This is a genomic window from Exiguobacterium sp. Leaf187 (assembly GCF_001423925.1).
GTDB classification, from domain to species: Bacteria; Bacillota; Bacilli; order Exiguobacteriales; family Exiguobacteriaceae; genus Exiguobacterium_A; species Exiguobacterium_A indicum.
The window spans coordinates 507-13,025 of record NZ_LMPR01000016.1 but is presented as its reverse complement, the minus strand read 5'-3'; the positions used below and the strand labels follow the sequence as shown (position 1 = coordinate 13,025).

The 12,519-nt window shown below is 32.5% G+C and carries 10 protein-coding genes; 7 read left to right on the top strand and 3 right to left on the bottom strand.

Translation table 11 applies throughout. The features are described 5' to 3' along the window. Positions 1–472 precede the first annotated feature (472 nt). The 4 genes from ASF99_RS17780 to ASF99_RS16985 all read left to right on the top strand — a co-directional run bounded on the left by ASF99_RS17780 (position 473) and on the right by ASF99_RS16985 (position 2,970). Complete coding sequence (locus ASF99_RS17780) at positions 473–754, top strand: Rrf2 family transcriptional regulator (protein ID WP_442855410.1); 282 nt, start codon at positions 473–475, stop codon at positions 752–754. 635 nt (positions 755–1,389) lie between these two features. Then, entirely contained in the window at positions 1,390–1,749 is a 360-nt protein-coding gene (locus ASF99_RS16995) for a DUF1304 domain-containing protein (RefSeq protein ID WP_055970256.1), read from the top strand. A gap of 296 nt (positions 1,750–2,045) precedes the next feature. After that, positions 2,046–2,357, top strand: coding sequence for a YolD-like family protein (locus tag ASF99_RS16990; RefSeq protein ID WP_053451865.1), 312 nt, complete (start codon positions 2,046–2,048; stop codon positions 2,355–2,357). Between the two features lie 142 nt (positions 2,358–2,499). Continuing rightward, positions 2,500–2,970, top strand: coding sequence for a hypothetical protein (locus ASF99_RS16985; RefSeq protein WP_055970249.1), 471 nt, complete (start codon positions 2,500–2,502; stop codon positions 2,968–2,970). Between the two features lie 130 nt (positions 2,971–3,100). On the opposite strand, the gene ASF99_RS16980 is transcribed toward ASF99_RS16985, so the two are convergent. Both ASF99_RS16980 and ASF99_RS17695 read right to left on the bottom strand, forming a co-directional pair. After that, on the bottom strand, positions 3,101–3,286 hold the full coding sequence (locus tag ASF99_RS16980; protein WP_053451864.1) for a hypothetical protein: 186 nt from the start codon (positions 3,284–3,286) through the stop codon (positions 3,101–3,103). 37 nt (positions 3,287–3,323) lie between these two features. Further along, a complete protein-coding gene (locus tag ASF99_RS17695) occupies positions 3,324–3,866 on the bottom strand; it encodes a hypothetical protein (RefSeq protein ID WP_053451863.1) in 543 nt (180 codons plus the stop codon). Positions 3,867–4,116: 250 nt separating this feature from the next. On the opposite strand from ASF99_RS17695, the gene ASF99_RS16970 reads away from it, so the two are divergent. The 3 genes from ASF99_RS16970 to ASF99_RS16960 all read left to right on the top strand — a co-directional run bounded on the left by ASF99_RS16970 (position 4,117) and on the right by ASF99_RS16960 (position 9,118). Further along, positions 4,117–6,387 carry a putative bifunctional diguanylate cyclase/phosphodiesterase gene (locus tag ASF99_RS16970; protein ID WP_055970246.1) on the top strand — a complete coding sequence of 757 codons (2,271 nt, stop codon included), beginning with the start codon at positions 4,117–4,119 and terminating at the stop codon, positions 6,385–6,387. A gap of 210 nt (positions 6,388–6,597) precedes the next feature. Beyond that, the gene (locus ASF99_RS16965) at positions 6,598–8,487 is read left to right on the top strand and encodes a diguanylate cyclase domain-containing protein (RefSeq protein WP_055970243.1); all 1,890 of its coding nucleotides are present in this window, start codon (positions 6,598–6,600) and stop codon (positions 8,485–8,487) included. Between the two features lie 118 nt (positions 8,488–8,605). Beyond that, a complete protein-coding gene (locus ASF99_RS16960; RefSeq protein WP_053451860.1) occupies positions 8,606–9,118 on the top strand; it encodes a hypothetical protein in 513 nt (170 codons plus the stop codon). 72 nt (positions 9,119–9,190) lie between these two features. Here the strand turns inward: ASF99_RS16960 and ASF99_RS16955 are convergent, their stop codons facing one another. Beyond that, positions 9,191–11,713: an ATP-binding protein gene (locus ASF99_RS16955; protein ID WP_055970237.1), complete on the bottom strand. Its 2,523-nt coding sequence runs from the start codon at positions 11,711–11,713 to the stop codon at positions 9,191–9,193. Positions 11,714–12,519: the final 806 nt, after the last annotated feature.

The window sequence follows — 12,519 nt, the reverse complement described above, 5'->3', positions numbered from 1 at the left end:
TGGAAAACTGCATACGAGGTCTTTTCCGAAGAAGTGTTGCGCTTAATTTGACAAACCGTCATACAAAATAATTGGTTTCTTTTACTTCCTTTAAGTAATTTATGTGAATCATCTTCCTTTTCCATTCTTTTTTATGGTATATAATCCCTAAGGAACCATTTTCAACAATACCCTATACCACAATAAGATAATCTCTATTTATTAATAAATACCTTATTGTAAGTGTATTTCAATAAAAATTACTGAATGGTTTTGAATGGATACGCTCGTTTTTCTTGAGAAAACAGTGTTATCACATTTTCGTCGAATTATTAATGGAGGGTTGAAATGAGGATCACACAATATACCGATCATACGATTCGATTATTGCTTTATTTAGGAAGTAATCAAGAAGACTTTAAAAAGATAGAAGATATTGCAGATCACTATATTATTTCATCGAATCATTTACGAAAAGTGATGCGACACTTTCATCGCTGGGATATACGGAAACAAGACGGGGTCCTTTAGGGGCATTCGTTTAAGACGACGTCCACATGAAATCAACATCGGTCGACTTTTTCGAGAAATAGAACCTCTTCATTTAATTGAACAAATAGATAGCCCACTGTTTCCCTTTAGTAATATAAATGAACGCTGGAAATCAATGTTTGATCAAGCGTTAGATGCCTTTTTGAGAGAACTAGATAAATATACGCTGGCAGATCTTATAGATAATCCAGATGAACTCTTTACCCACCTTTCATTAAAATGATTCTTTTATTAATTACTATGTCAAGTTGTGAATTGTGATTTTTCCATGCGATTAAAAACCATTTTCTCCTTTCACTCCATTCACTCACTTTCATCTCTTCAATCAAAAATTAACTACTTAAGAGTCTTTAATCCATCATTAATTGCTCATGTTGTATTTCTCTCTTGCCTATTTGGAAGGCTTCAAGCACATTCAAATACCAACTGTTGATAAGAATATAGTGTATCATTGGCTAGGGAAGAGGAAATGAGGAGCTTTATATTGAAAACAGAACAGTTTCAATTGATTTGTATGCAAATTGCACTTGAAGAATTTACTATTGCTTATGATATATTACTTTATAAAGAAAGCATTACGCTTAAAAAATAAATAGCCCTCAATCTAATGCAGCAAATTCGTTCGGAATTTGATTTTTTTTGAATGGATAGTCGCAAAACACCTTTTATGAGTAACGTTTTTTGTTTATATGCACAATTGAAGATACTATCATTCTGAAAGTATGAACACAATTTTTTTAACCATGCCTTCTTAAAATGTTAAACTCATCTATTTATCAAGAGTTTTTTTGCCTTTATTTTATAACGCCATAACTTAGGTAGCTCAAAATCATGAAAGGTTCTTTAGGAGGAGAAATTATGTCTTTTTTATCCATTATTTTTGTTTTAATTGTTTCGTTAGAACACTTCTACATACTTGCTCTCGAAATGTTTTTCCTATCTTCTCAAGCAGCTAAACGTTCTTTTGGTCTCAGTGATGAAGCTGTAGCGTCAAAACAAATTCAAACACTTTTTGCTAATCAAGGACTATATAACGGTTTCTTAGCAGCCGGACTTTTATACGGACTGATTCGTGAAGATCAGGGAATTGTGATCTTTTTCTTATCTTGTGTTATTATTGCAGCTTTATATGGGTCTATTACCTCTAATCGATCTATTTTAATAAAACAAGGTTTACCAGCAATCATAGCTTTGTTACTTGTACTTTTGGTATCATAAAGAACAATTGATATTAATATTTTTAAAAAAGTATAAGTTAGACTGTGTAAAGTCTAACTTATACTTTTTTTAGTTTATTATCTTTAATAAAGATATTTATTTAACCTTTTAAAAATTAAAATATGAAACAATGAAAGAATTTTATTGAATTTTCTATGGTAATCTTTTGTATGGCATATGAATTTTTCTAAAAAAAAGCTATATTTTTTACATGTTTGGGTACAATTAGATAAGAACATTATCTATAAATACTTTGTTATTCTGTTCCATTTAAAATTGTCCAAAGGAATGGTTTTATGTCTCGAGACAAAGATAGTACAAAAAAATATTTTTATTTTTTACCTACACGAAAGAAAAATTTAAACTATTTTTCAATCGTCCATGACGAAAGCAAAGTGTCTGAAATTGGGAGCTTTATAGAAAAAGCAGCTGCTAATGGAGATATCATATCTATTGCAGCCATCGATTCTTATCGGATTCTATACTTTGATGCTTACATTGAAAATTTTGACTCTTTTCGGCATGAAGTTTATCTCATTAAATCAAATCTTGAATTAAAAGTACTCCCTTATAAAAATATATTGCATATCAAAATAAAAGAAATTTAAGCTTATTTCTCATATTCGTTTGTAAAATCTACTGTCCTCAATAATAAAAAGATTACGATGATCTCCAAGTTTGTGTATACTTTAGCTAAAAACATATAAATATAATATATGTTATATTCTACAGAAACATGAGGTTAATAATATGATATCTTCACCAGTTCATCCTTTATTAAGTGAATTAGATGAATATGAAAAGAGTTATTATAGACATCATCAAACTATGAACAGCTGGTCCATTCTCCAACTCTATAGACACCTTATTGATAAGAGCAATGAGTTTCTTGATTTTGCAGAGCAATGTGAGTTCGCCCCTCCTTTAGCTACGAAAGGACGAACACGATTCGGGAACTTAGTTTTCTTATATGGTGAAGTTCCATGGGTACGTATAAGGTTTCGAGATGATCTTGATATCGAATTAGAAAATAATTTAGATTATGCTATTCTTAAGGAGAGCGCAAGACAATTAGTTACACGTATCGACCAAGTTAAGACACACGCTCAAACAATAGATTCTTCAAGAAAAATTTATCAAGAAGAACTTGGTTGGTTAAATGTATCCGACTGGCTTGAATGGTTAGATATTCATTTACAGTATCATTTAAGAAAAAGATAGATATTTCATCAACCAGTATTCATTATGTATGAAATTAATAGATCTTCCTGTTTTTCCTGAGCATATAAACTTTTCTTCTTTTATAAAAAAGAGCATCCTTGTCGGACGCTCTTTTTTAAGGGTTAAATATTTAATCCTTATTTTGAAAGATTTCTGTGTTTTCAATACGAATTGAATCTACGATACCGCAATCCATACAAAACGAAAATATTTTATGAGCACCTTGAAATGATCCTTTTGTTGGTTTTAGTGGAATGTAGTCTGTTGCTTCGTGAAATTTAGTACTTCCGCAGGATGAACAAATTTTATTTTCCATTTAGTTAACCTCCATTAAACATTATTAAGATAAGTATTTATTTATAATCTTTGTTTATCATTCGTATCGTTCTGACACTTACTTCTTTCATGATATTTGTCTTATATGCTTTTAACACTACGTTTTCTTTCCTATTACGTAACTTATAAGCAATTATCCCTTTATTTCGATCATAAGTTTCAGAATTAAAAAGTCGTTTTGAAGATGTTTTTATAGAAGTAGAGACGTCTTCAATATCTAAAGCTTTTCCTCCTTGTTCTACCTGAAAGCACTCTAACCAAGATATCATTTCATTTTGACTTTCCATCCTAAGATTTTTAATTTTAAATTTAATTAGTAGCAATGGCATCGTTTTATTCTCGATAGGATTAGGTGGAATCATTTCAATCGTTTTTATGTAGATACTAAATTTATTACTTATATATCGCCTACCATCAAAAAAGTCGTTCTGATCCATGTAAGAAAGATTTTTCATTTTTATTCGTTTTTCAGCTTTACTTGTCTCGTTTTCTGATTGGGTAAGACTCACACAAAAGATCACTAGAAAAAAAAGTGAAGTTATTGGTCTGACCAGTAGCATAGTATCACTCTTCCGCTTTTTCAATTAAGTTGATAAAGGTCGATTTTCTCTCACTCTCATTTTTATTTTAATGCAAAAAAGCGTTTTCTTTTTATATTCTACTTTATCTTATCTTTCTAGTATAAAATAATCAAATAATTGCATCATTATCAATATTATTGAACTCAATTTATTTCTTCAGAAGAATTACTTTATATCACCTGGAAATAGCCGATAATTAAAGAGAAGCTTTTTATTAGGAGGAAGCAGTTTGAATAGTGTAACTAAGTGGCCATTCCTAATTTTAATAGGAATCAGTGTCATGTTTTGGTATGGAAATATGGTCTATGAAGGGTCTGAGTGGATTCGTTTAACTTTTCTTAACACTATTCAACTTATAATTGGAATAGTGAGCACGTTTTGGATTTTACGCCTCTTAAGAAGTCTTAGTACTTCATTAAAGCTATTTTGGCTCTTCCTGAGTATGGGTACAGGACTCTCCTTTATCGGTACTTTAGTTTGGATCATTAACCTCACAATTACAAAACAGGCATTTGAAGCCCCTCCACTTTCATATTTTTTGTGGGCACTATGCTATATATGTTATTTTATTGCTTTATTATACAGACTAAGAAGAGCTTCTATTCAGTTTGCGAATATGACTTATTTTTTTAACACGATGATTTATATGATTGCTGCCATTTCAATCAGCTATTATTACTTGCTTTATCCTTTATATCGTATTGAAGAGCACTCATTAGGAAAAATTACATACACTGTTATTTTTCAAATTGCTGATTTGGGCATTTTATTTTTTATCATTACTCTCTTTTATCTAATTCAGTTTAATAAGAAAAATAAATCCCTGAATTATCTGATCATAGGCCTATTCCTACAAATATTAGGTGATATGCTGTTTGCTCAAATGATGATTAGTGAGAACTATCAAAGCGGAAAGGTTGTCGACTTCGTTTGGACGATTGCTTTACTATTTATAGGTTGTTCCGCATACTTCTATAAAGATGAATCAAAGCTTACGATTGAGCCTAGAACTGCCTTTTTCCCTACATTAAAAAAGGAGTTCCTCTTTCCTTATTTAAGTATTTTAGTTTTATCAATTTTAATGATGGAAAGTTACGATTGGTCACTAAATGCACTTAGCTTCGGATGGATCATGATTTTCCTATTGATCATTGTAAGGCAAGGAATCACGACCTCAAAAAATAATAGATTAGTTTTAAAACTTAATGAAATTGCTTATACGGACATGCTTACCAAGCTAGGAAACCGCGCGGCATTTTTTAAAGAAACACAATATGCAATGGACATGAGTCAACAAGATTTCACTTTTATACTTTTACAAGTAGAAAGAGTAAAAATGTTTAATGATGTTTTCGGTCATCAAACGGGTGAGAAACTTATTAAAGAGGTCTCCAATCGCTTAAAACATACCATTGATATGAATGTTAAATTATATCGTTTTAGTGAAGATGAATTTATGATCGTAACACCACATAAATCCATTGCAGATATTCTGTTATTAAACGAGTCTATTTTTAATGTATTACAGCCGACATTCAAAACATCTGATTTCGAACTGAACATCATTGGACATATTGGCATCACCCATTATCCGAAGCAAAGTATATCCTTGGAAAAAGTTCAACAACATACGGCTGAAGCGCTCTATCAAGCAAAACAGTATGGTAATTATTCTTTTGTTATTTACAACAATGAAATAGAATCAAACCTGCTACGTAAATTAGAAATGGAGTCTCACTTAAAGAACGCAATCAATAATAATCAGCTTTCCGTATATTATCAGCCTAAAATTGATCTCACCTCTGGATGTCTCGTCGGTATGGAAGCATTATTACGATGGGAACATCCAAAATTCGGATGGATTTCACCTGCTGAGTTCATTCCTTTAGCTGAAGAGACTGGATTAATCAATGAAATTGGAGAATGGGTATTATACACGGCTGCACAGCACAACAAACAGTTACAACGAATCGGATTTAAACCATTATTGGTTTCAGTGAACGTATCCGCTCTTCAGTTTCAAAACCCTCATTTTTGCAGCATGGTGGGAGAAGCCCTTGCAAAAACAAAATTAGATCCTGAATGGTTAGAATTAGAAATTACAGAAAGTATTGTTCAAAACATTAAAGAAAGCTTTAACATAATGCAACAAATAAAATCAATGGGTATAAAAATATCCATTGATGACTTTGGAACTGGTTATTCTTCTCTAAATGTTTTAGAACAACTTCCCATCGATACCTTAAAGATTGATAAATCTTTCATCGATCGAGTTTCATATAATAATCCTTCACCTATGGTAAAAACAATCATAGAACTGGCATTAAATCTGGAATTAAACGTTGTAGCGGAAGGCATTGAGACAGTGGAGCAAAAAGAAATCCTTTATAGAAATGGATGTATGATTGGTCAAGGCTATCTCTTCTCAAGACCTGTTGATTACTATACTTTTGTTGACTTCCTTACATCGTATGCACAGTCAAATGTCACTTCGTCCTGAATTAAGATGCATAAAGCAACCGATTGATATAATCGTTGCTCTATGCATTTTATAGTTTATATACCATTACTAATCATTGATTGTTGTCGATTTTCTAAATATTTTTACATCTGCTATGAATCATACACCTATTTTTAGAAGTCATAAATCATCTCTGTTCTTTTACATCTATACTAGTGAGATTAACGTTAAAAGGAGTACGAATGCGGTATGTTCAATAGAATCAATCTGCGTTACTTTATTCTCGTTTTGTATTTACTCGGTTATTATTGCTGGATTTTGTTATATCCAAACTCTCCTTATCAATCCATTGGAAGCAGTATCTGTTCAATCATTGGCCTCTTGATTGCTTTGTATTTTTTGATCCTTACTCTTTTGAAAACCATAAATAAAGAACGCACATTCTGGTCCATCATCACTCTAGGCACATTTTTTTATTTAGCAGCGGAAATTTTATGGATGATATCAGACACTATGTTCGGTAAAGAAGTAATTTTTATCAGTTGGTCGGATGTTTTTTATCTCTTACAAATCATCTGTATTCTCAGTGCATTATTTTATAAAATCATGCATCAAACCAAAATGATCATGCATTTATCTTTCATGTTCGATTTCCTTATTATTCTCATTATCGCAACGACATTTTCTTGGTACCTTTTAATTTCTCCGGTTCTTGCAAGTAGTGCAGCTACACCTTTAGCATTTATCATTTCCCTAGCTTATCCTATTGGTGACCTTGGGATGTTAATTGCAGCTGTCTTTTTAATGATGCATAGATCGTCTCGAACCCATACGTCCTCTATGATTGTGATTATCTTAGCCGTATGTATACAGGCAATTGCAGATTCAGCCTATCTCTATTTAATTTCTATCGATAATATCTCTTCAGGTAGTGTGGTTGATCCACTCTTTATCTTGAGTATAATCTTATTAAGTTTTGCAGGAAGAACGAAAACTTCTAAGTTCGTTATTAAACATTCTTCTATACAACTGGAAAAACTAAACATCTTTCAAGTTTTAATTCCTTATAGCGGGATTTTATTTTTATTTACTTTCATGGTATTTCATTCCAATAGCTTTGACATTATTTCAGCGGGGTGTGGAATATCGATTTGTCTTGTACTCATTCGACAAATTGTGATTGTTCTAGAAAATCAAAAACTTGTCGATAAATATATTCATCAGGCTAATGCGCTAGAAGTAAGCGAAGAACGATACAAGTCGTTGTTCGAATATCATCCTCATCCAGTTTGTTCGATGGATTTAGAAGGGAACTTTGAAAGTGTAAACGAAGCATGTAGTCAGTTATTTAATCTTAGTTCTGATGAATTAGTCGGTCAAAATAGTTTAGCCTTTATTGAAAAAAAGTCGAAAACGATAGTGCTTCAAGAACTCGAATTTGTCTTTAAGGGCTCCCCACGCAGCTATGAAGTCAAAATTCTTAACAGTGAAGGAGGAATCATCTGTATGAACCTCACAAACATCCCAATCATTGTACAAAACGAGATAGTCGGTATTTTTGCCATTGGAAAAGATGTTACAGAGGAAAAAACTATTGAACAACAAGTGAAATATCTCGCTTATCATGACCAATTGACAGGCTTGAGTAATCGATCTGCATTTGAAAATCATTTAACTTCTCTTATAGAAGGAACATTCAAACAATCAGATTTTAAGTTAGCGCTATTTTTCATCGATTTAAACGACTTTAAACATGTTAACGATACCCTTGGTCACGATATTGGAGACTTATTATTGCAGGCTGTAGGGGGACGTCTAAAATCTATAGAGAAACAGTTTGAAATGATTGCACGTCAAGGAGGAGATGAGTTTACTCTACTACTTAAAAATGTGCTGACACAAGAACAATTGAAACAACGAGCCGAGTTAATTCTTTCTGTTTTAAAAGCACCCTATTACATTAACGGCCAAACCATACTCTGTCCTCCAAGCATCGGTATATCATCCTCTCTCACTGACGCAACAACTGCTATGGAAATCATGAAACAGGCAGATATAGCTATGTATCAAGCGAAAAAGAATCGTTTAGGTGCTTATGTTTTATATAGCGACCTCCATCTAACATCTAAACAAAAGTAAATTTAATTTTTTTATTTTCCAAACACTATATTTTCAAAAAAATGCCTTTTAATCCCTTTAATAAACATGTATACTTTAATCATGTAATACATGGGGGGGGTTAAACGTTGCATTTTTTTTGAAAAAACGTGTTGTCTCTGAACGATATTGGATTCCTCAATCTGAGTGGCAACGAACATGTGCACGTCGTAACGTAAAAATGCAAACACGTCCTTATGAAACGTTTGTTGGATTAGCCTACAACAAAGAAGAACAACTTGTTCAGATTACCAAAAACACCTTAGCTTCAGCCTCTATTTTTTATGTAACTCTTTTGGAAGAACAATCGATCCATCCGAATATCTTGAACCAGCAGTCTTCCTTAAGTGTTCAGCAGGTTCACCCAGAATCTAAACTTATTGACAGCGTTTCAGAGTTCGAGCTATTGGATTTATATGTAAGAAAAGAAGGGATTGGCGAAAGGGGATTGTTGCTTGAAGCTTTAATTGACGACCTTCAATGCCAGTATAATAAATTTTCTATCCATGGAAGTTATAATCATATCTCGCATTCTGGATTGATCTCTTTAGAATGTTTTTCTCGCTATGGATTTAAATTGGAAAATGGACAATTAATCTACCAAAAAACATAAAAAACGTCTTTAGCCGTGTGCCCCACGAACAAAAGACGTTTTTTAATTAGTATTTTTCATTAAAGTTTATAGCTAGCTTTGCTTGGTTGGTAAAATGACTTGAATGATTGTACCTTTACCAAGTTCGGAACTTAACTCAATTTTCCCATTGTGTGCCTCGACAATTTCTTTACAGATGGCAAGACCTAAGCCTGTCCCCTCAATTTTAGGATATGAACTCGTGTGTGCTCGATAAAACTTATCAAAGACTTTTAATTGATCGTTTTCAGAAATCCCAATCCCCTCATCCCGGACTTGAATAACTATCATAGCCGCTTTCTGCTTCATCCAGATCTCTATAGACCCACCTTCCGGAGAATATTTTCTCGCATTATAGATCAAATTTGTGAATAACTGTGCCATTTTTTCTTGATCTGCTTCGACCTCCATTTTTTCCTGTTCGTTTATTTGAACATTCCATATGTGGAGTAAGTCCTCCTCACGCTGTACCGTTACTATGTTCTGAATGATTTCCACTAAATCTACCGTCTCTATCACAAATGATTGTTGATTTGATTCCATACGTTGTATGTCTAAGAAATTATCAACCAACAAAGATAATCTTTTTGTTTCAGAGTGTATCGTTTCCAAGTATTTCTTCTGACGATCCATATTGTACGATTTAGCTAATAGCAATTCTGTAAATCCATAAATCGATGAAAGTGGTGTTCGTAACTCATGCGAAACAGTTGAAATAAGTTCTGACTTCAGACGATCCACTTCCACTTCATGCGTGACATCTTTTAACACCAACATGATTCCTTTCAAAGATGCATGATAGCGAACTTCTTCTGCATAAATTGTTACTATTTTCGCTCCATCATTTAATGTGATTTGAATGTCTTCTTGTGGAATTGAATTTGAATAGACTTTATCAATGAATTCATTAAACTTTTCTTTCTGATCTACTCGTCGAACTAATAGTTCATTTTGAACGTCTAATGAGATGAGACCCCGGATATTTTGCTTTTCATTATTCTGTTGACTGTAATCAAATAAATTTAGCAGTGCATGATTAGCAAGTACTTTATTGTCTTCAAAATACATCATTGCCTCGCGAATTGAATGGATCAGAGTCGTTGTTTTTTCTTTCTCGACTTGCATCTCATCAAATACCCTCATGCGTAAGAGTGATAACGCAATTTGGCGAGCAAAGGACATCATATCTTCTAGTTCATCTGTTTCAAACGGCATTTTATAGCGACCAAGATAGATACAAGCCAATACTTCATCAGAATCAGCGTCTAATACAGGTACAGCTGATTCGTAGATATAGTACGGGTGTGGTAACGGGTGATCTAGTGCAATCTGTTTAGTAGAGTGCGTACTGCGTTTTAAAAGTTTAGCTCGCTCTAAGAGTGAACCAGGCATCGCTATCTTTCCAAGTGAGGTTTCTGTAATACCGAATGAAAAGATCTGCTCTAAATGTTCTCTGTCATAAAAAATGATTGCTCCAAATTCTGCATGTGTAATGGCTACTAGCTTTTCAATGATTGTTTCATAGGCTGTATATGCTTCTCGAGATGCCAAGGTTTCGGTCAGTTCATTTCGATACTTTAAATGTTGCTCATTTTGAAGTGTAACATTCAATGCTTCTTCGAGCTCTTCTTGTTGAGCATGTAACTCTTCCTGTTGGGCAAGCAGTTCTTCACTTTGCATTTGTAATGCTTCGTTATTCAACTGCAAATACTTTTTTTGTCCAATAATCGATGCTGACATTTGATTGAATGTTTTAGTGAGTTCTCCTAGTTCATCCTGTTCATTTAGAACTGGTATTGGCTCCGTATCACTTCCTTGAGCCAGTCTATCTGCTTCTCGATTTAAACGTTTTAACTGTCGTGTAAGTCGTGTTGTAAAAGGTCGTACAAAGAGTAACGTCAATAGAATCAATATCCCAATATTAACTCCTCCAAGAACTTGAGATGCATTGACTAGGCTACCCAAACTTTTTTGAGCAGCCTTTTCTTGTTTATTTATTTCGTTTCGATAGGTTGTAAATGTTGTTTCCATATCTAAAATGTTTTCTCTCATGTCTAAAGAAGAACTATTACTATTGGACAATTGTTGATTGTCGTTGCTTGCAGCTGGAGTCAACTTCGACAATGTATTTTGTTGTAGGAAAGGCTCATCGATTTTTCCATCTTTTTTCTCTTTAACATAATTGATGACGCTCGGTATGACACGATTTGTATAGGACTCATAAAGGAATCGTGTATCCTTGGCATATTTCGCATCTACTTCAGTTGTCTTATTTAGTTTAAACCAATTTGTTTGTTCTTCGATATTTGCTTTTTCTTTATTGATTTCATTTAATACAGAAGTTTCACCATAAAGTGCGTAACCTCGAACGTCATATTGAAGCATTAACCACGACTCATGTAAGAGAGTAGCTTTCGTCCGGTGTTCACTTAAAGTATCTAATTGTTTCTGTGAATCAATCATTTGGTTTTTTGTATAAAAATAGATACAAAGGGTAGATAAAAGTAATGTTATAAATACGCTATAAAACGCAAACATGATTTGTCTTCCAATGGTTCGATTTAACCAAATTTTCATTTAAAGTTCCTTTCCGTTACTTACATTTATGAGATAAGTTTCTCATTAAAATAAATCTTGCCATCTATTTGTTTTGATTTTGGATAATTGTTATTCAATTATTTTCGAATGTTTATACCATTTGTACCTTTGAAAAAATTATAAGGAGGCGTAGACATGAAGCCATTCCAACTAAGTGTCATATATCTAAAAAATCTGTACTATATTGATGATTACCGGATTGATTGGCATCGCCGGTTTTGGTGTTTCTTTATTACTTGATGGTTTAATGAACAAATTATTTTTTGAAAAACCAGGATATACTTTATTGATTCTTTATTACCTAGCACTGGTACCCTTTCTTTATTCTTTATTTCATGTGTTACGCATTCTCCGATTTATTTCTTTAGACATAATTCCGTTCATCCAAATTTATCAATCGATGCAATCGATCAAAACTTAGCTTTTTATAACAACAAATATAGGAATTCTTATGTTCCCTGTATTTTTTATATCGCACAAGCAGACAATGCAACCGGATTGATACTTATCAGTATTGCTCTGATAGTCATTCCACTAGCATTAGATGCTATCATTATTTGTTGTTAACATGTAATAAAAAAAAATTAACTTTATTAAAGAATAAGTTAATAGAATTCTTTTATACCATTTTTAGAAGAAATAAATATAAAAAAGCTAAATAAATAAAAATATTTAAAATTAAATATTCAGAAAATTTAGTTTTATTGTATTATCTCATTAATTTTCGGGAATAAATAAATATTTATTTCATGTATATTTTTATTTTAACTCATTACGGAGGTGAA

Coding starts and splice junctions, on each gene's coding strand:
- ASF99_RS16955 (WP_055970237.1), bottom strand. CDS start 11,713: ATGAAAATTTGGTTAAATCGAACCATTGGAAGACAAATCATGTTTGCG.
- ASF99_RS17695 (WP_053451863.1), bottom strand. CDS start 3,866: ATGCTACTGGTCAGACCAATAACTTCACTTTTTTTTCTAGTGATCTTT.
- ASF99_RS16995 (WP_055970256.1), top strand. CDS start 1,390: ATGTCTTTTTTATCCATTATTTTTGTTTTAATTGTTTCGTTAGAACAC.
- ASF99_RS16965 (WP_055970243.1), top strand. CDS start 6,598: ATGTTCAATAGAATCAATCTGCGTTACTTTATTCTCGTTTTGTATTTA.
- ASF99_RS16980 (WP_053451864.1), bottom strand. CDS start 3,286: ATGGAAAATAAAATTTGTTCATCCTGCGGAAGTACTAAATTTCACGAA.
- ASF99_RS16985 (WP_055970249.1), top strand. CDS start 2,500: ATGATATCTTCACCAGTTCATCCTTTATTAAGTGAATTAGATGAATAT.
- ASF99_RS16990 (WP_053451865.1), top strand. CDS start 2,046: ATGTCTCGAGACAAAGATAGTACAAAAAAATATTTTTATTTTTTACCT.